At 63.8% G+C, this 26260-nt stretch carries 24 protein-coding genes and 1 pseudogene; 11 read left to right on the forward strand and 14 right to left on the reverse strand.

What is annotated here, in order from left to right; all coding sequences use genetic code 11:
* Window positions 1-22: 22 nt before the first annotated feature.
* Together AB688_RS14440 and AB688_RS14445 are read left to right on the forward strand one after the other, a co-directional pair.
* Window positions 23-793: an IclR family transcriptional regulator gene (locus AB688_RS14440; protein ID WP_063544892.1), complete on the forward strand. Its 771-nt coding sequence runs from the start codon at window positions 23-25 to the stop codon at window positions 791-793.
* 105 nt (window positions 794-898) lie between these two features.
* Window positions 899-1216 (forward strand): putative quinol monooxygenase, encoded by a 318-nt coding sequence (locus AB688_RS14445; protein WP_372822779.1) that lies wholly within the window; start codon window positions 899-901, stop codon window positions 1214-1216.
* Window positions 1217-1385: 169 nt separating this feature from the next.
* On the opposite strand, the gene AB688_RS14450 is transcribed toward AB688_RS14445, so the two are convergent.
* The 4 genes and pseudogenes from AB688_RS14450 to AB688_RS26280 all read right to left on the reverse strand — a co-directional run.
* The gene (locus tag AB688_RS14450; RefSeq protein ID WP_063544894.1) at window positions 1386-2234 is read right to left on the reverse strand and encodes an urea carboxylase-associated family protein; all 849 of its coding nucleotides are present in this window, start codon (window positions 2232-2234) and stop codon (window positions 1386-1388) included.
* A gap of 16 nt (window positions 2235-2250) precedes the next feature.
* Complete coding sequence (locus AB688_RS14455; RefSeq protein WP_063544895.1) at window positions 2251-2928, reverse strand: GntR family transcriptional regulator; 678 nt, start codon at window positions 2926-2928, stop codon at window positions 2251-2253.
* Window positions 2925-4430, reverse strand: a complete 1506-nt coding sequence (locus AB688_RS27335; protein WP_063544896.1) for an amino acid ABC transporter permease/ATP-binding protein — start codon at window positions 4428-4430, stop codon at window positions 2925-2927. Before AB688_RS27335 ends, AB688_RS14455 begins: the two co-directional genes overlap by 4 nt.
* Before the next feature lie 142 nt (window positions 4431-4572).
* Window positions 4573-5271: pseudogene (locus AB688_RS26280) on the reverse strand (ABC transporter substrate-binding protein); the annotation flags it as partial.
* 396 nt (window positions 5272-5667) lie between these two features.
* On the opposite strand from AB688_RS26280, the gene AB688_RS14470 reads away from it, so the two are divergent.
* The 4 genes from AB688_RS14470 (at window position 5668) to AB688_RS14485 (ending at window position 10031) form a co-directional block, all read left to right on the forward strand.
* Complete coding sequence (locus tag AB688_RS14470; protein WP_063544898.1) at window positions 5668-7725, forward strand: carbon starvation CstA family protein; 2058 nt, start codon at window positions 5668-5670, stop codon at window positions 7723-7725.
* 11 nt (window positions 7726-7736) lie between these two features.
* Complete coding sequence (locus AB688_RS14475) at window positions 7737-7940, forward strand: YbdD/YjiX family protein (RefSeq protein ID WP_063544899.1); 204 nt, start codon at window positions 7737-7739, stop codon at window positions 7938-7940.
* Window positions 7941-8046: 106 nt separating this feature from the next.
* Window positions 8047-9402, forward strand: coding sequence for a cache domain-containing protein (locus AB688_RS14480; RefSeq protein ID WP_063544900.1), 1356 nt, complete (start codon window positions 8047-8049; stop codon window positions 9400-9402).
* Entirely contained in the window at window positions 9399-10031 is a 633-nt protein-coding gene (locus AB688_RS14485; RefSeq protein WP_063544901.1) for a response regulator, read from the forward strand. The genes AB688_RS14480 and AB688_RS14485 overlap by 4 nt, the downstream gene beginning before the upstream one ends.
* 55 nt (window positions 10032-10086) lie before the next feature.
* Here AB688_RS14485 and cprA read toward each other — a convergent pair whose 3' ends face one another.
* The 5 genes from cprA to efeU all read right to left on the reverse strand — a co-directional run bounded on the left by cprA (window position 10087) and on the right by efeU (window position 15908).
* A complete protein-coding gene (gene cprA / locus AB688_RS14490; RefSeq protein ID WP_063544902.1) occupies window positions 10087-11235 on the reverse strand; it encodes a cationic peptide resistance protein CprA in 1149 nt (382 codons plus the stop codon).
* 460 nt (window positions 11236-11695) lie between these two features.
* A complete protein-coding gene (gene efeO, locus AB688_RS14495; protein ID WP_063544903.1) occupies window positions 11696-12508 on the reverse strand; it encodes an iron uptake system protein EfeO in 813 nt (270 codons plus the stop codon).
* 30 nt (window positions 12509-12538) lie between these two features.
* Complete coding sequence (gene efeB, locus AB688_RS14500; RefSeq protein WP_063544904.1) at window positions 12539-13837, reverse strand: iron uptake transporter deferrochelatase/peroxidase subunit; 1299 nt, start codon at window positions 13835-13837, stop codon at window positions 12539-12541.
* 17 nt (window positions 13838-13854) lie between these two features.
* Window positions 13855-15063, reverse strand: coding sequence for an iron uptake system protein EfeO (efeO, locus tag AB688_RS14505; protein ID WP_063544905.1), 1209 nt, complete (start codon window positions 15061-15063; stop codon window positions 13855-13857).
* A gap of 2 nt (window positions 15064-15065) precedes the next feature.
* On the reverse strand, window positions 15066-15908 hold the full coding sequence (gene efeU / locus AB688_RS14510; RefSeq protein WP_063544906.1) for an iron uptake transporter permease EfeU: 843 nt from the start codon (window positions 15906-15908) through the stop codon (window positions 15066-15068).
* Window positions 15909-16151: 243 nt separating this feature from the next.
* Between efeU and AB688_RS14515 the strand changes: the two genes are divergently transcribed.
* From AB688_RS14515 to AB688_RS14525, 3 genes are all read left to right on the forward strand, one after another.
* Window positions 16152-16751: a TetR/AcrR family transcriptional regulator gene (locus AB688_RS14515; RefSeq protein WP_063546719.1), complete on the forward strand. Its 600-nt coding sequence runs from the start codon at window positions 16152-16154 to the stop codon at window positions 16749-16751.
* Window positions 16752-16889: 138 nt separating this feature from the next.
* A complete protein-coding gene (locus AB688_RS14520) occupies window positions 16890-17345 on the forward strand; it encodes an HD domain-containing protein (protein ID WP_196759859.1) in 456 nt (151 codons plus the stop codon).
* Between the two features lie 106 nt (window positions 17346-17451).
* A complete protein-coding gene (locus tag AB688_RS14525; protein ID WP_063544907.1) occupies window positions 17452-17955 on the forward strand; it encodes a hypothetical protein in 504 nt (167 codons plus the stop codon).
* A 48-nt stretch (window positions 17956-18003) separates the two neighbouring features.
* Here AB688_RS14525 and AB688_RS14530 read toward each other — a convergent pair whose 3' ends face one another.
* The gene (locus AB688_RS14530) at window positions 18004-19374 is read right to left on the reverse strand and encodes a gluconate:H+ symporter (protein ID WP_063544908.1); all 1371 of its coding nucleotides are present in this window, start codon (window positions 19372-19374) and stop codon (window positions 18004-18006) included.
* A gap of 206 nt (window positions 19375-19580) precedes the next feature.
* Here AB688_RS14530 and AB688_RS14535 point away from each other — a divergent pair, with 206 nt between their 5' ends.
* On the forward strand, window positions 19581-20087 hold the full coding sequence (locus AB688_RS14535; protein WP_063544909.1) for a peroxiredoxin: 507 nt from the start codon (window positions 19581-19583) through the stop codon (window positions 20085-20087).
* A 13-nt stretch (window positions 20088-20100) separates the two neighbouring features.
* On the opposite strand, the gene AB688_RS14540 is transcribed toward AB688_RS14535, so the two are convergent.
* The gene (locus tag AB688_RS14540; RefSeq protein WP_054893463.1) at window positions 20101-20514 is read right to left on the reverse strand and encodes a helix-turn-helix domain-containing protein; all 414 of its coding nucleotides are present in this window, start codon (window positions 20512-20514) and stop codon (window positions 20101-20103) included.
* 92 nt (window positions 20515-20606) lie between these two features.
* On the opposite strand from AB688_RS14540, the gene AB688_RS14545 reads away from it, so the two are divergent.
* On the forward strand, window positions 20607-21866 hold the full coding sequence (locus AB688_RS14545; protein WP_155738206.1) for an MFS transporter: 1260 nt from the start codon (window positions 20607-20609) through the stop codon (window positions 21864-21866).
* Window positions 21867-22225: 359 nt separating this feature from the next.
* On the opposite strand, the gene AB688_RS14550 is transcribed toward AB688_RS14545, so the two are convergent.
* Genes AB688_RS14550 through AB688_RS14560 form a run of 3 tightly spaced genes read right to left on the reverse strand, consistent with a single transcriptional unit; the run spans window position 22226 to window position 25946 of the window.
* Complete coding sequence (locus tag AB688_RS14550; RefSeq protein ID WP_063544911.1) at window positions 22226-24424, reverse strand: xanthine dehydrogenase family protein molybdopterin-binding subunit; 2199 nt, start codon at window positions 24422-24424, stop codon at window positions 22226-22228.
* Window positions 24421-25422, reverse strand: a complete 1002-nt coding sequence (locus tag AB688_RS14555) for an FAD binding domain-containing protein (RefSeq protein ID WP_063544912.1) — start codon at window positions 25420-25422, stop codon at window positions 24421-24423. The genes AB688_RS14550 and AB688_RS14555 overlap by 4 nt, the downstream gene beginning before the upstream one ends.
* Window positions 25419-25946, reverse strand: a complete 528-nt coding sequence (locus tag AB688_RS14560) for a (2Fe-2S)-binding protein (protein ID WP_063544913.1) — start codon at window positions 25944-25946, stop codon at window positions 25419-25421. The genes AB688_RS14555 and AB688_RS14560 overlap by 4 nt, the downstream gene beginning before the upstream one ends.
* Between the last annotated feature and the right edge of the window lie 314 nt (window positions 25947-26260).

The following is a 26260-nucleotide window of genomic DNA, read 5'->3' on the forward strand; positions in this document are numbered from 1 at the left end:
GCAGACACGGAGGCGAACGAACATGAGCGGCAACGGGGACGGCGGTGGCGTGCGGTCGGTCGAGCGGGCATTGACGATCATCGAATTGCTGGGTGAGCACCAGGCCCTGGGGCTGGAAGAGCTGCACTACCTGACGGCGTTACCCAAGGCCACGGTATCGCGCATGCTCGCCACCCTGCAGGAACAGGGCTGGACCTACCGCGGCCTGAGCGATCGGCGCTACCGCCTGTGCGCCCGGCGCCTGTTCGGCGACGGCCAGTTGCGCTTCAAGCGGCAGATGGTCGAAAGCGCAGCGCCGCTGTTGCTGGAGCTCAGCGAGCGCACCGGGCTGGTCGCCGACTTGTCATGCTTCGACGGCCAGCGCCTGGAAGTGATGGAAAGCGCGATTCCCCAGGTGCTGCGCAAGCGCTATCCGAACAACTGCCAGATCGTCGGCCACCACGCCAGCCTGTTTCACTCGGCGATGGGCCGCGCCTGCCTGGGCGAACTGGCCCCCCATGAAGTGCAGCGCCTGGCCGAGCATGCGCATGTTGGTGATGACGCGATGTTGCGGGCCATCGAGGACGAAACCCAGCGCGGCTTTGCCCGGCGCACCGAGGGTCATTGGGAATATCCGGTGCGCCTGCCGTTCCTGATCCGCGCCATCGCCTTGCCGGTTCACACGCAAGGGCGACTGGTCGGGAGCATTGCCCTGCACTGGCCGTTGGATCAGGCACCGGTGGAGCGGGTGCTGGGGTTGCACCTGGGCAGCCTGACGACCACCGTTGGCCAGGTACAGCAAGCGCTGGCCTGAGCCATTTTCTGCATCGTGCTGAAAGTGTTATCGGGCTATGCGGCTGTTTCCCGGCCATCGCCTCGGTAACACTGTACGCAACTCAAACGTGTTGGAGATATGTCGATGGGTGCGCAGGTAACGAACAACCCGCTGGTCTCGATTGCTGTGCTCAAGGCCCGGGAGGGCAGAGCGCTGGCATTGAAGCAGGCGTTGCTGGAACTGATCGAACCGACCCGCGCGGAGCCGGGTAACCTGGACTATGTGCTGTTCGAGGGCAAGGATGAGCCGGGGACGTTCTACATGCGCGAGGCGTTCGTCGATCAGGCTGCGCTCGATGCGCATTTCGCCGCGCCGTATTTCCAGCGGTTTGCGGCGCAGAGCGAAACGCTGCTGGGTGAACCGCTGCGCTTGATCTTTCTGGAGCAGGTTTCTGATCGCTGATCGGTGGTAGGGGGGCGGTAAAAGACAGTTGGCTCCCACAGGTGTGTTGTTTTTTTGTCCTGTGGGAGCGGGCTTGCCCGCGAAACAGACACCGCGCTGCCTGGCACGGGCTGCGCCCGTGTTCGCGGGCAAGCCCGCTCCTACAGGGATTGGACTGGCCTTCAGCCGATCATTCCCACTCGGCCTTGCCGATCGCCAGCCCGTGCATGCCGTTGTAGCTGGCGCGCTTGGGCTGCGTCCAGCCCTCCAGCAGGCTGTCGTCGAGCGTGTAGATTTCCACCCCCAGCGGCCGGCAGACCGACAGTGGGTCCTGTGCCTCAGGCCCCCACATCGGCAGTGACAGGTCGCCACCCGGGCAGGTCGACAGCGCGCACAGCACATCGATTTCGGCGAAGAACTCCAGGTAATCACCCTGCTTGGCCGGGCAAGCCTTCATGAAATACATGTCGTCATGGTTCAAGCCGGTGCACTGGAAGATGTTCAGCACATCGTGCACGTCGAACTCGGTCAGCCCATAGGGCAGCACGGCGCGGGTGAGGTTGGAGTGGCAGTGGTGATGGAAGTCCTCACCCGTGAGCATCTTGTTCACGTAGGGGTCGCAACGGGTGCCGAGCAGGTCATGCAGGCGCCCGCCGTGCTCGTCGATGCCATAGTCGGCCAGGCTGTCGTCGGTGATGGTCACCAGCGGGCGCAGGAACGGCAGATTCGACCACAGTCGGTCGTAGGTGGTGACGTGGGCACCCTGCAACTGGCGAGTGCGCGCCGCCCACAGGCGCTCACGCGGGTCGTTGGCGTTCCAGATGTTGAAGTCGCCGACCTGCGGGCCGACCGGGGTGGTGACGCGGAACACATGGCCGGCCGGCACCTTCCAGGCGCGGCCTGTGCGGATCGGCACTTCAAATGTCTCGATCAGGGTGCGGGCGTCCTTGCGTTCGCGCACGCGGTCATAGAAAGGCTTGTCGACCTGCAGGGCAGCGCCTTTGCTGACCTGGTAGGCGGCGGGGTAATCCTTGTACATGGGTAGGTCTCCGGTTTCAGGAACGGGGTGGATGGCTGAACAGATCGAGCAGGGCGTGCTCGGAGTCGTCCAGGTAACGGGTCATGGCTTCGGCGGCGTCGTGGCGCAAGCCATCGGCGAGCAGGTCGTGGATCTCCCGGTCGCGTTCCAGCCACGGGCTCTGGAAGTTCTTTTCATCGGGCGCAACGGCGAACACCAGACGCATCTGCGCAGCGATATTGGTGAAGAAGGCATCCAGCAGCGGGCTGCGCAGCAAGCCGACGATGTGCTGGTGAAAGCGCAGACTGTGGGTGCCGAAGGCCTGCCAGTCTTCGCGATCACGGGCAAGTTCGGCGGCCTCGATGGCGTCGAGCATGCGGTCGGACTGGTATTCGCGTAGCGGCTTGCTGCCATGGATCGCCTGCACCTCGAGTGTGCGGCGCACCAGGAAGATATCGCGCACCTCGGCGATACCCAGCCTGCGCACCATCACGCCCTTGTTGCGCACATAGGTGGTCAGGCCTTCATGGCCCAACTGGTGCAGGGCCTCGCGTACGGTGTTGCGCGAAGCGTTGTAGCGGCCGGTGAGCTCGGCCTCGACCAGCGGCATGCCTGAGACCAGGCGGCCGCCGATGATGTCCTCGCGCAGTTCGAGGGCTACCTGGTCGGCCAGGGGCAGGCTTTCGCCGGCTTTTTCCGGGGATTTGCTGCTCATGCCAGTTGCACGTCCTTGAGGAAGCGGCCCATGCGCTCGCTGCGGTTGTCGAGCAACTCGCGCGGCGCACCGGCCTGGATGATCTCCCCGCGTTCCATGAACACCACGCGGTCGGAGACCTGGAAGGCGAATTTCATTTCATGGGTGACGATGACCATGGTCATGCCCTCGCGCGCGAGGTCCTCGATTACCTTGAGCACATCACCGACCAGTTCCGGATCAAGCGCCGAGGTCGGCTCGTCGAACAGCATCACCTGCGGGCGCATCGCCAGTGCCCGGGCAATCGCCACCCTTTGCTGTTGCCCGCCGGAGAGCTGGTGCGGGTACTTGCCGGCGTGCTCGCGCAGGCCGACCTTGCTCAGCAGCGCCAAGCCAAAGGCGCGTAGCTCGGAGTCGCTGGCATGGCCGTGGTGACGCGGGGCGAGCATCACGTTCTCCAGCACGGTCTTGTGCGGGAACAGGTTGAAGCCCTGGAATACCATCCCCACCTGGACGATGCCCTCCATGTGCACGCGACTGCCAAGGCTGCCGCCGTCTTCGTCACGCCCGCGCAGGAAGGGGGCGCCACACAGTTCGACCTGGCCACGATCCAGGGCCTCCAGGCCGTTGAGGGTACGGATCAACGTAGTCTTGCCCGACCCCGAAGGCCCGATGACCGACACCACTTCGCCGAAGCGGATATCCAGGTCGATGCCCTTGAGCACTTCCAGCTGGCCATAGTGCTTGCGTGCGCCGAGCACCCGCAGGGCGAAGTCGCCTTGCCTGGGGGCGGCCTCGCGCCGGACAGGCGCCGGTTGCGCCGGGCCATCGGCGATGGCCTTGGGCTGACGCCGGGTGACGTCAAGGTGCTGCTCAAGCCGACGCAACAGGTAACTGAACACCGTGACGATCAGCACGTAGTAGAAGGCGACCGCGAGCATGGTCTCCATCACCAGGAAGTTCTGCGTGTACAGCTGCTGGCCGACCAGCAGGATTTCCGACAGCGAGATCACCGACACCAGCGAGGTCAGTTTGACGATGGTGATGTACTCGTTGGCCAGGGTCGGCAATGCCACCCGCAACGCTTGTGGAATCACGATCAGGCGCTGCACACCGGTGTAGCGGATACCCAACGCCTTGCCGGCCTCGAGTTGCCCCTTGGCCACAGCCAGCAGGCCGCCGCGATGAATCTCGGCGATATAGGCCGATTCGCTCAGCACCAGGGCGATCAGGCCGGCGGCATAGGGGTTGGAGAGCAGCACGCTGGTCCCCGGGAATACCTGCGGCAGGTTGTAGACGAAGATCAGCAGCACCAGCAGCGGCAGGCTGCGGAAGAACCAGATGTACAGTGCCGCGCCGCGGTTCAGGGCGCGGTTGCTCGACTGCCGCGCCAGCGCCAGGACAAAGCCGAAGACGATGCCCAGCAGCCAGGTCTCGACGCTCAACTCCACCACGGTGCCGACCGCCTTCCAGAAGTCGCCGTTGACCAGCAGGCCGGCGGCATAATCCCAATCGAATTGCATGCTCGACGCTCCTGCTTACTGCGCTGGCGCTTGAGGATTCTGGCCCAGGGCCTGGGCCACTTCGGCTGGGCTCGCCAAGGTTGTAGCGGCTCAACAGCGTCTGGTATTCGCCACTGTGCTTCATGGCCTCGAGGCCTTGGCGCAGTTCAGCGAGCAGCGCATCGTTGCCCTTGCGCACGGCCAGGCCGATGACTACGGGGTAGATCAGCTCGTGGGAGCTGATCACCACCCGACCCTTGAGCTTGTCGGCGGTGATGGCCGCCACCGCGGCGTCTTCGAACTGCACATCGACCGCCTTGGCCAGCAGGGCCTGGGCTGCCTCCGGGGAAGTGGGGAATTCACGCGAGTCGATCGGCGCCTGGCCGTTGGCCTCGCAGTGGCTTTTGGATAGCGCCATCAGCTTGGGAATCCACGACCCACCCTTGATCGAGCCAATGCGCTTGCCGCACAGGTCCTGCGGCATTTGCGGGCGGAAACTGTCATCGGCACGCACCATCAGCGAGGCACCGCTTTTGAGGTAGGGCAGGAAATCGACCTGCGCTGCGCGCTCCGGGGTGACGTAAAGGGCCGAGGCGACCACATCGAAGCGTCGAGCGTTGACGCCCATCACCAGGTTGGCAAAGCGGGTGTCCTGAAACTGGGGAGCGAGCTTGAGGTGCTGGCCGAGCAGGGTCATGAACTCAGGGTCGAAGCCGGCAGGCTTGCCTTGGTCGAGGTAGGTGTAGGGCGGGTAGGTGAGGTCCGAGCCGATGGACAGGCGATCGGACTGCAAGGTGCCGTCGGCGGCTTGTGCGGCGGCACTGAGGGTCAGGGCGAGGGTAAGGGCTGTTGCTCGGGACATGAAGGACGCTCCACTTATGATTGTTCAACAATCGGTGTGGAATCATTTATCAATACTCGTGCCAATGATGACCTTGGGGGATTGGGGACTGCCCGCGAAGATCTGCAGCGCCTGCTTCGCGGGCAAGTCGCAGCGGCGAACCGCCGCTCCTACAAAAGTACCGCATCGTCCACAAGGCAATGCCCCACCTCGCTCCCTGTAGGAGCGGGCTTGCCCGCGAAAAGCGCACCGCAACCCTCACTGACAGCCCATCTACGTAGTTCTACGTAGCACTTACGCGTAGTACTGCGAATGTTCTTGTGGACCCAGTACGCCGAGAGTGTCGTCGTCCCTACCCGGGCACCCACAAAAACAAAAACCGTCGCCGGCACACCCGTCGCGACAGGAGAAATCCCGATGACCAAACTGGCTACCCGAATTGCCTGGTTCGCCATTGCCTTGCTGGGCGCATTCGCGCTGGGCACCGTGGCGTTGCGCAGGGGCGAGGCCATCAGCGCCCTGTGGATCGTCACCGCAGCAGTCGCCATCTACCTCGTTGCCTACCGCTACTACAGCCTGTTCATCGCAAACAAGGTGATGCAACTGGACTCCACTCGCGCCACCCCGGCCGTGCTGCACAACGACGGGCTGGACTACGTACCGACCAACAAGCACATCCTCTTCGGACACCACTTCGCCGCTATCGCTGGCGCCGGCCCGCTGGTCGGCCCGGTGCTCGCCGCGCAGATGGGCTACTTGCCCGGCACGCTCTGGCTGATTGCCGGTGTGGTACTGGCAGGGGCCGTGCAGGACTTCATGGTCCTGTTCATCTCCACCCGCCGCAATGGCCGCTCCCTGGGCGACCTGGTACGCGAGGAAATGGGCTCGATCCCCGGAACCATCGCGCTGTTCGGCACTTTCCTGATCATGATCATCATCCTTGCGGTGCTGTCGCTGATCGTGGTCAAGGCCCTGGCCGAGAGCCCCTGGGGCATGTTCACGGTGATGGCGACCATCCCGATCGCCATGTTCATGGGGGTGTACCTGCGCTACCTGCGCCCAGGGCGCATCGGCGAGATCTCGGTAATCGGCGTGCTGCTGATGCTTGCATCGATCTGGGGCGGCGGTCTGGTTGCCGCAGATCCGGTGTGGGGCCCTGCGTTCACCTTCACCGGTGTGCAGATCACCTGGATGCTGATCGGCTATGGTTTCGTCGCCGCCGTGCTGCCGATCTGGCTGATCCTGGCACCACGCGACTACCTCTCGACCTTCCTCAAGATCGGCACCATCGTCGCGCTGGCCATCGGCATCCTGGTGATCGCGCCTGAGCTGAAGATGCCGGCCATCACCCAGTTCGTCGACGGCACAGGCCCCGTGTGGAAGGGGGCGCTGTTCCCGTTCCTGTTCATCACCATCGCCTGCGGCGCAGTGTCGGGCTTCCATGCGCTGATCAGCTCCGGCACCACGCCCAAACTGCTGGCCAACGAAAGCCATGCGCGCTACATCGGCTACGGCGCCATGCTGATGGAATCGTTCGTGGCGATCATGGCCATGGTCGCCGCCTCGGTGATCGAGCCAGGTGTGTACTTCGCCATGAACAGCCCGGCCGCCGTGGTCGGTGGCGATGTGGTCACCGTGGCGCAGACGGTCAGCAACTGGGGTTTCACCATCACTCCGGAAGTCCTCCAGCAGACCGCGACCGACATCGGCGAGCACTCGATCCTGGCCCGTGCCGGTGGTGCGCCGACGCTGGCGGTGGGGATCGCGCAGATCCTGCACCAGGCGCTGCCGGGTGAGAACACCATGGCCTTCTGGTACCACTTCGCGATCCTGTTCGAGGCGCTGTTCATCCTGACCGCCGTGGATGCCGGTACGCGTGCCGGGCGCTTCATGCTGCAGGACCTGCTGGGCAACTTCGTGCCTGCCTTGAAGAAGACCGACTCCTGGACCGCCAACGTGGTGGCCACCGCTGGCTGCGTGGCGATGTGGGGCTGGTTGCTGTACCAGGGGGTGATCGATCCACTGGGCGGCATCAACACCCTGTGGCCGCTGTTCGGCATCTCCAACCAGATGCTGGCCGGCATCGCCCTGATGCTCGCCTCGGTGGTGCTGATCCGCATGAAGCGCCAGCAGTATGTCTGGGTCACCTTGCTGCCGGCCGTATGGCTGCTGATCTGCACCACCACCGCGGGCCTGATCAAGCTGTTCGACCCCAACCCAGGCATGGGCTTCCTGGCGCTGGCGCGCAAGTACAGCGATGCCGCCGCAGCCGGGCAGGTGCTGGCACCTGCCAAGGACCTGGCGCAGATGCAGCATGTGATCTTCAACGCCTACACCAACGCCGTGCTGACCGGGTTGTTCCTGTTCGTGGTGCTGAGCATCCTGTGCTTTGCCGTGAAGGTCGGCCGGCGAGCCTGGGTCAAGCCTGAGCGCAGCGACAAGGAGTCGCCGTTCCAGCCAATCCCCGACGCCTGAGGAAAGCTGCGATGTTCAACAAACTGAGCAAGATGGGCAAATGCATGGGGCAGGCCGCGCGCATGCTGGTCGGCATGCCCGACTACGACACCTACCTCGAGCATATGCAGGCCCAATACCCCGGCGAGCCGGTGATGAGCCGCAAGGCGTTCTTCCGCGAGCGCCAGGACGCACGCTACAACGGTGCCAGCGGACGTCCGACGCGTTGCTGCTGAATTGATTGCCGTGTAAAAGGGGCGCCACGCTTGTCGTGGCGCCCTTGTCATTTGTCGGGGCCACAGGCGAAGCTGACGCCGCGCCGCCCCCGCAACCGGAGTGACCATGCAACTCAAGCACAAGATCGTCACGCTCAGTGTCTTGCCGCTGATCGTGTCGGTGCTGTTCATCTGCATCCTGGTGTTCGCCCAGAGCCGCAAGCTCGAGGAGGACCAGGCGCGCCTGGTCGAAAGCAGCATCATGGCGGCGAAAAAGGCCGAGCTGAAGAACTACCTGGGCCTGGCCATGAGCTTGATCGCGCCGTTGTACGACAGCGGCGCCGACGATGACGACACCCGCCAGCGTGCCTTGCAGATCCTGTCGCGGGCCAGTTTCGGCCTGGACGGCTACTTCTTCGTCTACGATCGCCACGGCAAGAGCCTGATGCACCCGCGCCAGGCCGAACTGGTGGGCAAGGACCTCATCGGCATGACCGACAACAAGGGCCTGCTGGTGATCCAGGCGCTGCTCAAGAGCGCCGAACGCGGTGACGGCTACCAGTTGTACGACTGGCAGAAACCTTCCACCGGGCAGTCCACTGGCAAACTGGCCTATGTGGTGATGCTCGAGCGCTGGGGCTGGATGCTCGGCACCGGTATCTACATCGACGATGTCGAGGTGGCCACGCTCAAGTCGCGTCAGGAGGTGGCCTCCGGCGTGCTGACCACGGTGCTGGCGATCGCGTCCTTCTCGTTACTGGCGGTACTGGTCATCTTTGCCGGCGGGTTGATGCTCAATGTCAGCGAGCACCGCCTGGCCGACCGCAAGCTGTCGGCGCTCAACCAGCGTATTGTCGATCTGCAGGAGGAGGAGCGTTCGCGGGTGGCGCGCGAACTGCACGACGGCATCAGCCAGGAACTGGTGTCGATCAAGTTCCAGTTCGAGCTCGCCGCGATGGAGCTGGACAACGGCCGCGCCGGCGGGCTGGACAACCTGCGCAACGGCACCACTCGCCTGGCTTCGGCGATCGGTGAAGTGCGGCGGATCTCCCATGACCTGCGTCCCTCGCTGCTCGACACCCTGGGCCTTTCGCCGGCCATCGACCAGCATGTGCGCGACTTCGAGCAGCGCACTGGCATTCGTACCCAGTACGAGTGCGGGCTGACGGACATCGAGGTGGATGCCGAGCTTTCGCTGACGCTGTTCCGTATCATCCAGGAGGCGCTGGCCAATGTTGACCGCCACGCCAAGGCCAGTGTCGCGATCATTTCCATCTCTGCCCACGACGGGGTGCTGGTACTGCGCGTGGAAGACAACGGCATGGGCTTCGACCCGAGTGCGGCGTACGAAAGCCACGGCATTGGCCTGCGCAACCTGCGCGAGCGGGTCGAACATCACCGGGGCAGTTTCAGCATTGCGTCGTCTGCCGGGCGCACCGAGCTGCAGGTCCAGATACCCATGAACAATCCGAGGCTTGCATGAGCGAGACCACACCGATCCGCATTGCGCTGGTCGACGACCATGTGCTGGTACGTGACGGCGTCAAGGCACTGCTGGGCGCAATTGCCCATTTCCAGGTGGTCGGCCAGGCCGAATCCGGCGCCCAGGCGCTTGAGCTGGTGGCGTCGCTGGAGTTGGACATCCTGCTGGTGGATGTTGGCCTGCAGGATATGAACGGCCTGGAGCTGACCCGCCGCCTGTGTGGTTTGTACCCCGGCATCCGGGTGCTGATGCTGAGCATGTACGACAACCAGGAGTATGTGCGCACCTCGATCACGGCGGGGGCGAGGGGTTATGTGCTGAAGAACGCACCCTCCACCGAGCTGATAGCCGCGATCGAGGCAATTGCTGCCGGTGGCAGTTTCTACAGCCCGGAAATCGCCCGCAAGCTGGTCAGCAGCGGGCGCGACGAGAACGACCTGACCCCGCGTGAGCTACAGGTGCTGGCGATGATCGCCAGGGGTAGCAACAACAAGGAGATGGCCCGGGAGCTGGGCATCAGCGTGCGCACGGTGGAGACCTTCAGGCTGAGCATCCGGCGCAAGCTGAATATCGATACTCCGGCGGCACTGGTGAAGTACGCGCTGGAGCACGGGTTGGTGACGCTCTGAGACTGCCCTATGAGAGCGGGTTTGCCCGCGAAGGGCTCACCCGCGAAGCGCCTGCTTACTTGAAGTCCCACTGCATCTGGGTCGCGATGCTCACGCCGCTGGAAGAGCGTACGCACACATCCAGGTAGTCGGTGAAGCGCGGCGGCATGGCAATGCCCTCATCGAGCAGGCGGCGGTTGTCGAACAGGTAGTTCAGGTCGGCAAAACCGCTGTACAGGCGCAGGGCCCGCAGAACCAGGCGCGGGTTGGCCGGGCCGATGCGCGACTCGAAGCTGGCGGCCAGCTCCTTGAGGTTGTCGACATCGATCTTGCGGTAGCGCTCGCCCACCGGCGCGGCACCATTGGCCAAGGCGAACGCCTTGTCGATCTCGGCGAAGGTACACGCCGAATCATGCCCGGCGGAGATGTGGTAGAGGTCGTGGCTCAGGCGCGGCTTGAGGGTCAGGCCGATCAGCGCCTCGGCGCAGTAGTCCACTGGAATCACGTCGATCTGTTCGTCGAGGCCACAGGTGAAGCTTTCCAGGGCGAAGCCCATGCGGAACACCCAGAAGATGCTGCCAGAGGCCTGGCAACCCAGGCTGCGGTGACCGACCACGATCGAGGGGCGTGCCACCACCAGCGGCAGGGCCGGCAGTTCCTCGCGCATGCGTCGTTCGATCTCGGCCTTGGAAGCGGTGTAGTCCACCAGTTGCTGTTCGGCGTCCGGGAACTCCCAGGACTCGCTGATCGGCGATTCACGCTCAGGGCCGCAGCACATGGCTGTGCCCACATGGAGGAAACGCTTGAGGCGTTTGGAGCGGCTCATCACCTCGGCGAAGGCGAAGGTGCCCTCGACGTTGACTGGCCAGATGGTCGGGTTCTTCGAGAACGACGCCACGGCAGCGCAGTTGATGACCCGATCGACGTCCAGCAGGCGCGGCGTTTCGCGCGCCAGCCAGGAGGTGTCGAGGAAGTCGCCGCAAATGATCTGCTCTGCGTTCAGCGCCAGGCATTCGGCATGGCTGACGCCATGCTGTTGCAGGTTGTCGCGCAGGCGCTCCAGCCCTTGCCCGGCGTTTTCGGCGCGGACCAGAAACACCAGTTGCGGGCCCTGGCCGTTGGTGATCAGCTGGGCGACGACCGACCCGCCGAGGAAGCCCGTGGCGCCGGTAATCAGGATGCGTTCGGGGGTAGCGGTAAAGATAATTGGTGCGTGCGTGTTCATACATTTCCTCAAGACGGGTAGGTCATCCGCAGTTCAATGTTAAGTGGCGACATCGAAACGTTGAAATGAACTTAAAGTCATCAGTAGGTTCGCGACATTCGTTGGGACTGACTTATTCGCCTTGAGAACTTGCCCGGATAGACAATCTCTGTTTAGCGCAGCGCCTATCCGTTCAAAGCTGAAAGTGGCGCAGCCATGCAGCGCAGCGCCGGCCGCCACTCGTAGCGGCGCAGGTCCGGTAGCGGGCCTGGCGAGCGGCGCGCCATTCTCCACGCTTTATGCCTGGGGGACGATGAATAGAAGGGGAGATTGGCCGGGTTTTCGATGAAACAAAGTTTAGAAAAGGGGCTGGCCGTGGGGAGCTTTAAATATATTTCATTCGCGCGGTAGTTAGGGGGGAGGTGGGGCGTTGTTCTGTTCGCGGGCGTGCCTGCGAACAGAACAACACTGTTATTGAAGATCAGTTCAAACCCAACTTCCCGCGCAAGGTCGACAAGTCTTCAGCCAGGGTGTTGACCGGCCCGACCATGGCCTTGCGATCACGCTCTGCCACCTTGTCGTAGGACTGGAACCCGCCGTCCTGGGTCTTGTACTTGGCCAGCAGCTTGTTGACGGTAGCGAAGTTCTTGTCGACCTTGGCGACGAACGCCTTGTCCTGGGATTCCAGGTGGGTGCGGAACAGCTCGAAGATCTTCTGTGCCCCGTCGATGTTGCCCTGGAAGTCGTACAGGTCGGTGTGACTGTAGCGATCCTCCTCACCCGAAACCTTGGTCGCGGCCACTTCTTCGAGCAACGCTGCCGCACCGCCGACGACTTTTTCTGGCGGGAAGGTCAGGGTGGCAATACGGCCCTGCAGGTCTTTCACGTCAGCGATCAGCTTGTCGGCAATCGGGCCTTGGCCGTCGGTGGTGTTCTTGTCGAACAGTGCGTACTCCAGGCGATGGAAGCCGGTGAAGTCATCGGCCTCGACACCTTTTTCGTGATCGTCCACCCGCGAGTCGATGGCCGCGTCCAGGTCGCTGAACAGCTCGGCGATCGGCTCGACGGCTTCATAGTTGACCCGGGTCGTGGCATACAGCGCCTTGGCCTTGGCCAGGTCTCCCTTCTTCACTGCATGGGTGAACTGCTCGGTGTCGCTCACCAGCTGATCGACCTTCTCAGTGACATAGATCTTGTAGTCCGACACCGGCTGCACCAGGGTCAGCGGGTCAACCGCAGCATGGGCGAACAGCGGGGCAAGCGTGAGCAACAGGGCGAGGCGGGTCTTGTTCATGGCGATGTCCTGATCCGTTTCTGTGTCGTGTCATGCGGTTTTTATGGGGGTGGCAGCGTCGAGCAGCGAACGACCGATGAAGTCGTGATCGTTCTTCACGCCGGGGAGGGCGAAGAAGTACCCGCCCCCGACCGGCTTGATGTATTCCTCCAGCGGCTCGCCGTTGAGGCGGTTCTGGACGGTGATGAAGCCCTTTTCCAGGTCGGCCTGATAGCAGATGAACAGCAGCCCCATATCCAGTTGCCCGTTCTTGTTCACGCCGCTGGAGTAGTTGAAAGGCCGGCGCAGGATCAGGTTGGGCTGGCTGGCCGCAGTGCGTGGATTGGCCAGGCGAATATGGGCGTCCAGACGGGTCAGCTTGCCTTCCGGGTCCTTGGTGTAATCAGGTACGTCGGTTTCGCGCTGGCCGTCCATGGGCGCGCCGCTGGCTTTCTTGCGGCCGAAGATCGACTCCTGCTCCTGCAATGGCGTGCGGTCCCAGCGCTCGACCAGATTGCGGATGATCCGCACCACCTGGTAGGTGCCATCGACCGCCCAGGCAGGTTCGTCGCCATGCTGTACCCAGACCAGCTGGTTCATCAGTGCCGCGTCGCTGGAGTCGGGGTTGGCCGAGCCGTCACGAAAACCGAGGAAGTTGCGCGCACTCTGCTCGGGCTCCGCCGCCTTGCGCGGTGCCTGCGGCGGCACCGAGCCTTCCTGTTTCCAGCGTACGTAGAGCAGGTCAGGCAGGTTCTTGATGATGTCGCGCAGAGCGTGGATGTTGGTGTCCGGCGCGTTGGAGCAGAACTGCAACCCCAGGTCGCCATGGCAGCGCTCGGCCTCCAGCGCGTCGTTGGGGAAGCCGAGCATGCGGCTCAGGCGCTTGGGCTTGGCGCCGGTGAGGCCGAATCGCTCGTCGAACAGCGACTCGCCGACCGACACCGTGATGGTCAGGTTGTCCGGCGTGACGACCGGGCCAAGGATGCCCGAGTCCGCTGGCGGAAGCTTCGGGTCGACCTGGGGGACCGGGCCGCCGGCCATCAGGAAGCGAATGCGCTGGTCCAGCGTGCGGAACAGGCGCTCGAGATCCTGCTTGTCCTGCGCCAGGACATCGAAGGAGACGAACATCCCGGCGGTAGGACGCGGTGTCACCACCCCGGGTTGATGTTCGCCGATCCAGGCGTTGCGCTCTTGCGTGCGGTCGCTGTGCGGGGCTTCGGTGACCTTGGCCGGTGAGGGAGCCGCCAGCGCGTTGCCGGTGGCCATGGCGACGCCTGCCACACCAAGGCCTGCCAGCAGGCGGCGGCGCTCTTGGGATTGCGGGGCGTTACGGGTATCGCGGTCTGTCATCTGAGGCTCGCTTGTCTTTACTGTTCGGCCAGGCCCAGGGCCTGATCGATGGCCGCGATCGCGTTGGCCAGTGCGTCGGCATCGGCTGCGATCTGCTGTTTCTGCGCCTGCGGCACCTGGTCGTAGGACAGATAGCCCTCGGCGCCGTGCAGGGCTTGCAGGTGCTGCTCGAAGCGAGTCATGGCGCTATCGATTGTCGCCAACGGCTCAGAGCCGTTCCTGGCCAGCAAGGGGCGCAACAGATCGATCACTTTGCGCACACCTTCGAGGTTGGCGGCAAAACCCGGCAGGTCGAGGTGGCTGTAGCGTTCCTCTTCGCCACTGCTGCGGATCTGCGCAAGGTTGTGCAGGCTGCGCACGACCGCCTCGGTGAATTGCTGCGGCGCGATGGACTGGGCAAGCAGTTGCGTCTTGAGTTCGCCCAGGTCGAGCAGCAGCGTCTCTGCCACCGGCGCCAACCCTGCGGTGGTGCGCTGTTGGAACAGGCCGTACTCGATGCGATGCAAGCCCGTGAACGCCGGGTCCTGCTCACGCTGTTCGAAGTAATCGGCGCGAGCATTGATCCGGTTGTCCAGTTCAGCCAGACGCTGGCTGGCCGGGGCGATGCGCTGGTAGATCACCCGCGCTGCGCCATAGGCAGCTTGCGCCTGCTGCAGGTCGCCGGCCTGGATCGCGTCCTTGAGCGCTTGGCCTGCCCGCACCAGGGCGCTGCCCTGGCTGGCCAGGTAGACGCGGTATTCGGACAGCGGCCCGATAAAGGCAGTCAGTGCGGGGCGCGCCTTGGCAGCCGCTTCGGAGGCGGCGGTCGGGGTGACGGTCAAGCTGCCGCGCGGGTTGCTGAGCAAGCCGCAGGTGATCGCGTAGCGTCCCGGCTGCAGTGTGGCGTTGATCACCTGTGACAAGCCCGGCGCGATGTTCTCGCGCTCCTCGATCACCAGCACGCCATCGAGAATCTCCCACTCGACGGCGCGTTGCGACTGGTTGACGATGCGGAAACTGTTCGGCCCGGCCGGGACGCTCAGGTCGTTCGGCTCGCAGGCGTGATCGCGGATGGTGATCAGCGTTTCATGTCCGGCGTTGGCCGCACGCCTGGCCTGGGCCTGGTGCGAGGCATAGAAGAACACCAGGCCCGCACCGACCATCAACAGGGCACTGCCGGCAACCGCCAGGCGCAGTACACGGGGGGAGGGGGGCTTGCCGGCGGCGCCGGTCTCGTGACTGGTCATGCTTACCCTTGTTTCTGTGCAGCGTGGGAAGAGGAAGGCTTGGCCGGTGCCGGCCAGAAGAACAGCACCAGCGCACCGACCAGATAGAGCAGGTAGGCCCCGAGGGTGCTCACGGTCGGGGTGTCCTGGTAACCGAACATCCCCGCCAGTACCGATCCGGTCGGGCCATCCATCGGCAGGCTGTGGCTGATATCGAAGACCACCCCCTGCAGCGCATTCCAGACCCCGGCCTCGTGCAGCGCCTGCACCGAGTTGGCGAGGATGCCCGCCGCCACCACGAGGATGAACAGGCCTGTCCAGCGGAAGAACTGCGCCAGGTTCAGGCGCAGGCTGCCGGAGTACAGCGCCAACCCCACCAGGATCGCCACCACCAGCCCAAGCAGGGCGCCCAGCGGTGCTGCCGGGCCCTCGCTCTGCTGGAACACCGCCAACAGGAAGAACACCGTCTCCAGGCCCTCGCGAGCGACGGCGAAGAACACCATGGCGATCAGCGCCCAGGCCTGGTGCTTCGAACCCGCGAGCGCGGCATCGAGCGAAACGTGCAACTCATGCTTGATCGAACGCGCCACTTTGCGCATCCACAGCACCATGGAGCTGAGGATCACCACCGCGACCAGCCCGACCAGCGCTTCGAAGAGTTCCTGCTGTTTCTGCGGGAACTCGCTGCTCATCAGCTCAAGGCCGGCGCCGACGAAGAGGGAAAGGGCTGCGGCGAGAAACACGCCGATCCACACGGCCGGCATCCACTGGCCACGGCCGGTCTGGCGCAGGTAGCTGGCGATGATGCCGACAATCAGCGCGGCTTCGATGCCCTCGCGGAGCATGATGAGGAAGGGAACTAGCATGATTCTCCCGGGATGGCTGAAGGCATCGACCCCAGGTCGAGGTCGCCGGGAAATCTACTTCAATGAGAATCATTAGCGCATGTGAATAATATTTTAACTTCTGCCATTTCCACCCTGGCCAGCCCCGGGAAAATGGGCTTTGCAACGGCGGAGTACAAATGTGCTCTGCGGCGATTACCGGGCTGAATGAAAGAACACTCACGGCGGTTGACCATGTCCCTACCAGGAGGTAGGGTGCCGTTCATGAGCACTCAATCCACGACCTACTCCGACATTCTCCAGTGCGCCCGCACCCTGATCATCACGGGCGGGTACAACAGCTTCAGCTACGCCGACATCGCCGAGAGCGTCGGGATACGCAAAGCCAGCATCCATCACCATTTCCCCACCAAGGCGGACCTGGTGCGCGTTCTGGTCGCGCAATACCGCGAAGAAGCCAAGGCCGGCATGGCTGCCCTGGAGCGTTACTTTCCCGCGCCCGTCGACCAGCTCAAGGCCTATGTAGGCTATTGGCTGGAATGCGTCGGCGAGGCCAGCAAGGGCTATTGCGTGTGTGCCTTGCTCGCCACTCAGATACCGGTATTGCCTACCGAAGTCGCCACTGAGGTGAGGGCGCATTTCCGCAGCCTCTCGGCCTGGATTACCACAGTGCTCGAGCGCGGCGCGCAGGCGGGCAGCCTGACCCTCTCCGATACCCCTCAGGCTGAGGCAGAGCGTTTCATGGCTGCCGTGCATGGCGCGATGTTGTCTGCCCGCGCCTATGGCGAGCCTGGCGTGTTCGGGCTTATCACGCAGCCGCTGATCGACAGGCTTGTCACACCGATTCCGCCCCCCGGAGCCTGAGCCATGCTGCCAAGCCCTCTGGAACAGCAATTGGAATTTCTGCGCCAGATCGACCAGTTGAAAAGCGTGCGTCGCCAATCACCGCTGCTGGACCAGAGCCGCAAGTAAAACTCCGCCGAACACTCCTGGCACCTGGCCATGTATGCGTTGATCCTCAATGAGCATGCCAGCGGGGCAGTGAACAGCGACCGGGTCATCCGCATGCTGCTGTTGCACGATATCGTGGAGATCGACGTCGGTGACTACCCCATTCATGGAGGCTCGTCCAGCCAGTTGCAGGCCGAGCAGGAAGCCGAGGCCGCCCAGCGGCTGTTTGGCCTGCTGCCGCAACCACAGGGCACGCAGATGCTGGAACTGTGGCAGGAGTTCGAGCAGGCCGAGACTGCAGATGCGTGTTTCGCCAAGGCGCTCGACCGTTTTCAGCCACTGCTGATCAACATCTTCACCGGCGGTGGCACCTGGTCCGAAAGCGGTGTATCGCGCCAGCAGGTCATCGAGCGCTACGGGCCGGTCATCCAGCGTGGCGCACCCGAGCTCTGGGCGCTCTGCGAGCGCTGGATCGCGCGGCATTTCGCGGGTGATGGACAACCCTAAGGTTTTCACGGTGAAAAGCCGCTGTGCAGGCGCAGCGGTTTTTTTTACAGCTATGTGCCTACCTACTAGTCGGTAGCAGTCCATTCACAAAGACGGAGTCACAACCATGCCACACCCTGTATCCACCCTCGGCGCCATCCATACCGCCGTCAGCGTGGCGACCTTCGTCGCCGGGCTCTACAGCTATGCGCGCCATCATCAGATCGAGCCCCGGGCGCCAGTTGCACGCGGCTACCTGCTCGGGATGCTGGTGTCGGTACTGACCGCGTTCGGCCTTTCCAGTACCGGCGGATTCAACGTCGGGCATGCGCTCGGCATCCTCGCGCTGCTGGTGGTCGGAGCGGCACTGGTCATCCCCAGGCTCAGCCTTCTGGGGCGTGCGCGGCCCTACCTGGCGCAGTTGGCGTTCGCATTCAGCTTCTTCCTGTTGCTGGTACCGGGGATCAACGAAACCCTGACGCGACTGCCAAGCGGCCAGCCATTGGCGGACGGCCCCGAGTCGCCGCTGGTGCGCGCCGCGTTGGCCGGATGGTTGGGGATTTTCGTGGTAGGCGCAGCGGTACAGGCCTGCTGGATCAGGTTGCAGCGCCGCAGGGCACCAGCGCTCTGATCGCCGAGGCGACAGCGCAGCCACTGTAGCTGCGCTGTCACTAGCCGCTTACTGGAACCATTGCCACAGCAGCAGGGTGCCGACCAGCCCAACCACCGAGACGATGGTCTGCAGCACCGACCACACCCAGATCGTCTGCTTGAGTTGCAGCCCGAAGTACTCGCGGACCATCCAGAACCCGGCATCGTTGACATGGCAGAAGAACACCGAGCCGGCACCGATGGCCAGTGCCACCAGCGAACTCTGGGTGGTCGCCAGGCCCGCCATCAATGGCGCGAGAATACCGGCAGTGGTGGTGGTCGCAACGGTGGCCGAGCCTGTCGCCTGGCGCAGCGCCACCGCGATCAGCCAGGCCAACAGCACGTACGACAGGTGCGCGCCACTGGCCACCTTGCTGATCGTGTCGCTGATGCCGGCTTCGAGCAGGGTCTGTTTCAGGCCACCACCGGCTCCGATGGTCAACAACAGCACGGCGATCGGCGCCAGGCTCTTGCGCAGTACGCTGCCGACCTGGTCACGGGCCATACCGATCGACCAGCCCAGGCAGATCACCGCAGCGATCACCGCCAGCCCAAGGGCAATCAGCGGCTCACCGAGAAACTTGAGGGTCAGCGCCAGGGTGCTTTGCGGCGCCATGGCGATTTTGGCCAGCGTACTGCCCAGCATCAGCAGCACTGGCAGCAGGATGATCAGCAGCGATACGGCAAAGCTTGGCTTGCGCCGGGTCTCGACCTTGGCGGTGAACAGCGCACCCAGTTCCGCGGGTTCCTGCACGTCCAGGCGTTTCGACAGCCAGATGCCATACAGCGGGCCGGCGAGGATCACCGCCGGCACGGCGATGCACAGACCCAGCAACATGGTCATTCCCAGGTCTGCATGCAGGGCGCTGACAGCGATCAGCGGCCCCGGGTGGGGAGGCATCAACGCGTGCAGGGTGGTCATCCCGGCGAGCGCCGGGATCGCCACCTTGAGCAGCGGCTGCCCAGACTGGCGAGCGATGACGAAGATCACCGGCACCATCAGCACCAGGCCGACTTCGAAGAACAGCGGCAAGCCAATGACCATCGCCACCAGCGCCATCACCCAGGGCAGCGCCTTGCCGCGGGCATGGCGTAACAAGGTAGAGGCAATACGATCAGCGGCCCCGGACTCGGCCATCAGCGCGCCGAGCATCGCGCCCAGGGCAATGATGATCCCGGCCTCGCCCAGCAGACTGCCAGCGCCCTTGCCGAACGCCTTGGCCACCTCCTCTGGCGGCAGGGCAGCGCCCAGGCCCGCCACGAAGGTACCGATCAGGATCGACAGGAAGGGCGGCAACTTGGTGACGCTGATCAGCACGATGATGGTGGTGATGGCCGCCAGGCAACAGAGCACCAGGCGGGTGTCGTGGGCAAGCCACGCGGCATGTGAAATATCCAACGGAAACCCCTTCTTGTAATGTCTTGTTACGTCTCTTGAAGGAATATACCGGATGGATTCATATAGACGACTAGCTGATCCCGTTTTTCAGGGTTGCAAGACATGAAAGTTTTTTCAGAAACCGCGTAACCCTGCATCGTCCTCGCAAACCTGCTAAAACTGGCCGCCGCGCGCCACGTGCAGCCCACCCACCCTAGGAGAGAGTCATGATCAAGACCGGCGATTCACTGCCTGATATCACGCTGTACGCCTACAGCAACGGGGAGGGCGCCTGCGCGATCGGCCCGAACGCGTTTTCCATCCGCGAGCGCTGCCAGCAGCGCAAACTGGTGATTTTCGCCTTGCCCGGCGCCTTCACACCTACCTGTTCCGAACGTCACGTCCCCGGCTATGTCGCTGCGGCCGAAGCGTTTTCCGCGGCGGGTATCGACGAAATCCTCTGCGTTTCCGTCAACGATGCCTTCGTCATGAATGCCTGGGGCAGCAGCCTGCAGGTGGGTGATGCGGTGAAGATGATTGGCGACGGCAATGGCGAATTCGCCAAAGCACTGGGCTTGAGCCAGGATCTGTCGGCTCGCGGCATGGGCCATCGTTCCCAGCGTTACGCGATGCTGGTCGAAGATGGCGTGGTCAGGCACCTCGCGGTCGAGGCGCCCGGCAAGTTCGAGGTCAGCGATGCGCAGAGCATGTTGAAGTGGGTTCAACAGTTATAGGGCCAGGTAGCGTTCAGCCTTTTTCATATGGCAGGCCCTCAGGGCAGGCCATACGCAGCAACTTGCGAAACTTCGGGCAGACCAGGTGCGACGGCGCCGGGCATTCGGCGACGTGTCGCAGCAAGCTGCTGAGCGCTGTCATCCTGCGGACCTGGCGGTCGAGCTCATCGGCGCGCTGGTGCAGAGCCGGGCGGGGCAGGTCCGGCTTGCGGTCCTTGCCGAACATGCCCTTGATCTCCTCCAGCGAAAAGCCGGCGGCCTTGCCCAGCGAAATCAGGGCAAGTTGCAGCAGGGTGTCTTCGCTGTACTGGCGACGCAGCCCACTGCGGCCAACGGACTGGATCAGCCCGACTTCCTCGTAGTAGCGCAGGGCAGAGGTCGTCACACCGCTGCTTTTCGCCAGCTCACCGATATCGACGATTTTCATGCTTGACTTCAAGTTGACTTGAAGTTGCATCGTAGGCCATCGCCTTCCGATCAACAAGAAGTCACACCATGAACGATGAAGCAGTTACAAAGATGAACAAGCCTGCCCTGGCCGCGCTGGCAGGCTCGATCCTGCTGGCCTCGCTCGGGGTCAGCATTGCCACGGTAGCGCTCGCGAGCCTGGCGCGGGTGTTTTCGGTCAACGTGCAGCAGGTGCAATGGGTCGTGCTGGCCTACTTGCTGGCGTTGACGGCAGCCATCGTCGTGGCGGGGCGGATGGGCGATCTGTTTGGCAGTCGCCGCGTACTGCTCATCGGCCTGGCGGTGTTCACCTTGGCCTCCGGTGCCTGTGCCCTGGCCCCAGGGCTGGATTGGCTGATTGTTGCGCGGGCAGTCCAGGGGCTGGGCGCGGCGGTGCTGATGGCGCTGCCGCTGTCCATCGCCAAGGGCCTGGTGGCCAAGGAACGCCTGGGTACGGCAATGGGCCTGCTCGGAACGATGTCAGCCATCGGCACAGCGCTGGGGCCCTCCCTGGGCGGCGTGTTGATTGGCGCCTTCGGTTGGCGTGCTGCATTCGTTCTGTTGTTGCTGTGCGGCGCCAGCATGCTGGTGCTGACATTGACCGGCATACCCCGGACCAAGGCCCCCAGTGCACGCATTACGCGGTCCTCAACCCGTCCGCTGATACCGCTGGCCGTACTACGCAGGCCGGGGGTCGCCACGTCGCTGGCAATGAGCATCCTGGCAGGCGCGGTGATGATGTCCACGCTTGTGGTGGGCCCGTTTTTCCTTTCGTTCGGCTTGGGGCTTAGCGATGCGCAGACGGGGGTGGTGATGGCTGCCGGGCCGATCGGCGCGGCAGTCTCAGGTGTTCCCGCGGGGCGCGTAGTTGACCGGTTCGGAACCCGTCGAACCCTGCTCGGCGGCCTGCTGGTCGCCAGCGCAGGCCTGGTGTGTTTCGCCGTGCTGCCCAGGCTTATCGGCGTCGCAGGTTATGTACTGGCTTTGGTGTTGGTCACACCGGGATTCCAACTGTTCCTCGCAGCCAACAACACCGCCGTGATGGCCAATGCCACGGAGGAATACCGGGGCCTGCTGTCAGGGCTGCTCGGTCTGTCGCGCAACCTGGGCTTGATGACCGGCGCCGCCGCGCTGCCGCTGTTGTTTGCCTGCCTGCTCGGAACTCATGGCCTGGCCAACAGTTCGGCGCAGGTCATTGGCACAGCCTTCTCCATCACCTTCCTGTCGGCAGCGGGCCTGTGTGTGTTTGCCGTCGCGCTTGCGCTGCTGGATCAGCGCAAGCGCGGCCCCTATGCGCCTTCTGTCGCGCAAACGGGCAATCACAACGGGTAACTCGCCAATCACCGCCGGCGACAGCAGATCCTGCAGATCGATGGCGTAGTCCATCTCGCGGCGAGCCCGGTCAGCCACGGCGTTGACCACTTCTGCGCCATCCTGGGACGGCTCGACGTGCACACGGAACGGGCGCTTGCCTAAAGGCAGGCCCACCACCCGCACGATTTCGCGCGCCACTTCGGCAGGGTCGGCGTCGTCAGGCTCCAGATGCTTCAACCCGTCTAGCGCCTTGCCCGGCACATCGGCATAGGGACCGTTCTCATATTCGGCGGCAATGGCGGTGTCGACCGGTTTTGCACGAGCACATCGAGGCGCTGCCGATAGCGCAAGGCGGATGGGGACTTGGCCCCACCCGATCAGAGCACTTTATCGAGCGTGATGGGAAACTCCCTCACACGCTTGCCCGTGGCATGGTAGACCGCGTTGGCCACCGCAGCGGCCACCCCGACCACTCCAATTTCGCCCACCCCCTTGGACCCGAGCTCATTGACAATCTCGTCGTGCTCTTCAACGAAGATCACGTCGATATCCTCGATGTCTGCGTTCACCGGGATGTGGTACTCCGCCAGGTTGTGATTGACGATGCGGCCCAACCGATGGTCGGTCAGCGCTGCTTCATGCAGGGCCATGCCAACCCCCCACACCACGCCTCCCAGGATCTGACTGCGCGCAGTTTTCGGGTTGACCACGCGCCCAGCCGCCACGGCGCTGACCACACGTACCACCTTGATCGTGCCAAGGTCTTCGTCGACGTGGACTTCCACGAATACCGCCGAATGCGTGGCGGTGGAGAACGGTTGGCGCCGGGCGCCGGGCTCGGCGTCGATCTGCACTTCGAACTCACCGTCGGGGGCGCTCGCCACGATGTCCGCCAAGGCCCAACGCTGGCTGCCAGCGTGCAAGTAGCCATTGGCGAAAACGATCTGCTCCGAGGGGGTGCTGGCCACCTGGGGATATATGTTCCGCGCATGCTCCAGCACCTTGGTGCGCAGAACCTGGCAGGCCTGGCGCACGGCCGAGCCCACTGACGACACCGTGAACGATCCGCCCTGAAGCGGTGCGGTGGGCAGTGAAGAGTCCCCCAGCACGAAGGTGACGTCCTGCACCCTGGTGCCGGCAGCATCGGCCGCGATCTGTGTCATGACGGTATAGGTGCCGGTCCCGATATCGGTGGTGGCACTGCTGACGGTGAGGTGGCCATTGGCATCGATGCGCGCCTTGGCGCTGGCCTTCATCTGCATGGCTTCCCAGACGCCACCGGCCATCCCCCAGCCGATCAATTGGTTGCCATTACGCATGCTGCGCGGTTGGGGGGTGCGCTCATGCCAGCCAAAACGTTCGGCACCTTGCTGGTAGCAGGCCAGCAATTCCTTGCTGGAGTAGGGCTTGCCCTCGTTGCCATTGTTGGCGGCGAAGTTGCGTCGGCGCAGCTCTACCGGGTCAATCTTCGCTGCACAAGCGAGCTCATCCATGGCGCATTCCAGCGCAATCATCCCGGACCCGGCCCCAGGTGCCCGCATGTCCAGCGGGGTGTACACATCGAGCGAGGCCAGGCGATAGCTGAGCGCGACGTTGTCGCACTGGTAAAGCATGCCGCTCCATTCCACCAGGTGCTCGGTGAAGTCCTCGAAGCGGGAGGTCTGGCCAAGCGCATCGTGAGCGATTGCCAGCAAGCGCCCGTTTGCGTCTGCCCCCAGGCGCAAGCGTTGCTCGGTGCGGGGCCGGTAGCCAAAGGTGAACATCTGCTGGCGGGTCAGGGTCACGCGCACCGAGCGCTTCAGGTGCAACGCCGCCATCACTGCCAGCGGCAACTGGTACTGCGGGCGCAAGCCCGAGCCGAAGGCTCCGCCGACGAACGCCGCGCGTACACGAATATTGGCCTTGGGCAGGCCGAACACCTTGTGCAGGTAGTCCTGGCAGTTCTGCGTGCCTTGGGTCTTGTCGTGGATTTCCAGAGCGCCGTCGGCCTTGTAGTGCACGGTCGACGCATGGGGCTCCATCGGGTTGTGGTGCTCGTTGGCCGTCAGGTAGGTCGCATCCACCTGCACCGGCGCACCGGCAAACTGCCCGGGGAAGTCGCCACGTGGCGCCGGCGTTTCGGCGGGTGCCGGATGCGACTGCTGGCATGCGCCCAGGTCTGTCTGGTGAGACTCCTCGGCATAGTCGATCTTGAGCAGCGAGCCTGCATACCGGGCCAGTTCGAGGGTTTGAGCGACCACCAGCGCTACCGGTTGCCCGCTGTAGAGCACTCGATCATTGAACAAGGGCCGAAACGGCGAGCCCTCGGCAGAGTCGGCATCGCTATAGTCGTCGTCATAACTCGATATATGCGGGCGATGGCCATGATCGAGCACGGCGATTACCCCGGGTACGCGCAAGGCCTGGGTGCTGTCGATGTCGAGTATCCGACCGCGGGCGATGGTACTGGACACGACGCTGCCGTGTAGCAGGCCGGCCTCGGGGTATTCGCCCGCATAGCGGGCCTGCCCGGTGACCTTTGCCACGCCGTCCACCCGGTCCATTGGCGTGCCGACTACTGGTGTGCTTTTGATCATGGTCGTGCTCCCCCGTTAGCGGCGCCGCGCGCCGCGTCATCCAATGCACGCACGATTGCTCGCTGAGCGAGCGTTACCTTGAAACCGTTGTGGCTCAGGGGTTGTGCACCTTGCAGCAACGTTTGCGCGGCGCGGGTGAAGAGTGCTTCTGAAGGCACCTGGCCGACCAACATGCGCTCGACAGCCAGGTCCCGCCAGGGCTTGTGGGCAACGCCGCCCAACGCCAGGCGCGCCTGTTGGATCACTTCGCCATCGAAGCTCAGGGCTGCAGCGACTGATACCAGCGCGAACGCGTAGGAGGCGCGGTCGCGTATTTTCAGGTAACGGTAATGGTGTTCGAACATTGGGGGCGGCAGCTCGATGCCGGTCACCAGTTCATCGAATGCCAGTTGATTGTCGCGCTCGGGGGTGTCCTCGGGCAGGCGATGGAAATCCGCGAAGGGTATCTGCCGTTCACCGGACGGCCCTTGTACGTGCACCACGGCTTCGAGCGCTGCCAATGCCACGCACATGTCCGAGGGATGGGTCGCGACACAGGCATCGCTGGCGCCGAGAATGGCATGGATGCGGTTCATGCCCGTACGCGCAGGGCATCCGCTGCCCGGTTCGCGCTTGTTGCAGGGGGTGCCGGTGTCGTAGAAGTAGTAGCAGCGGGTACGTTGCAGCAAGTTGCCACCGGTACTGGCCATGTTCCTCAACTGCGGCGATGCCCCCGCGAGGATCGCGTCGGACAGCAGCGGATAATGCTGCTCGATCATCGGGTGCCAGGCCAGGTCGGCATTGCTCACCCGTGCACCGATCAGCACGCCGCCGCCGGGAGTGGGGTGGATACCGTTCAGCCCGAGTCCGGAGATGTCGATCAGGCGCGTGGGGCGAACCACGTTTTCCTTCATCAGGTCGACGAGGTTGGTACCACCAGCGATGAAGTGCGAGCAGGCGTCAGCCAGGTTTACCGCTTCGCTGACCGAGTTGGGCTTGTGGTAGCTGAAGGGTGTCATGGATTCTGCCCTCGTTGTGGCTGGTTCCCATCCCTCATCAACGGCAGGGCTTCTTCCACCGCCGCGACGATGTTGCCATAGGCACCACAGCGGCAAAGATTGCCGCTCATCTGCTCGCGAATGGCCTCCCGGTTGTCGGCACGGCCCTCGTGAGCCAGCCCGACTGCCGAGCAGATCTGCCCTGGGGTGCAGTAACCGCACTGGAACGCATCGTGGGTGATGAAGGCGCGCTGCATGGGGTGCAGAACGTCGCCGCTGGCCAGCCCTTCGATGGTTACAAGGTCGGCCCCGTCGCACATGATGGCCAAGGTCAGGCAGGCATTGACGCGCTTGCCATCACGCAGCACCGTGCAGGCGCCGCACTGGCCATGGTCACAACCTTTCTTGGTACCGACCAGGTCCAATTGGTCACGTAGCAGGTCGAGCAAGGTGACCCAAGGATGCACCTGCAGTGTTCGGGACTGACCATTGAGGGTCAGACAGATGGGGTGCGTTTCAGCCCCATTGGAAGAAATCGCGCTCATGGTGAGGTCCTCACGGTCAGGGTACGCGCAGTGTGCTGCGTCTCTGTCGTGCGACAGGCCCGGCTGACTAAACGTTCAGCCGGGTCGCCGAGGGGGCGGTCACTTCTTGCCAGGTAGCCCCGGCTGCTGGTCCATGCGGGCATCGTACAGGCCGGTGAGCAGGTGCAAGGCGCCTGGGCCAGAGGTGGCCACGCCTCGATATCACGGGGTCAGTCCGCAGCAGTATCAAGCGCAGCTGGCGGAGCAGGGGTAGGGGTAGGGGTAGGGGTAGGGGGCATCAGTGTGCGCTGTGCCCCATGGCCTGACGGCGTGTC

Source organism: Pseudomonas putida, assembly GCF_001636055.1.
GTDB lineage: Bacteria > Pseudomonadota > Gammaproteobacteria > Pseudomonadales > Pseudomonadaceae > Aquipseudomonas > Aquipseudomonas machongensis.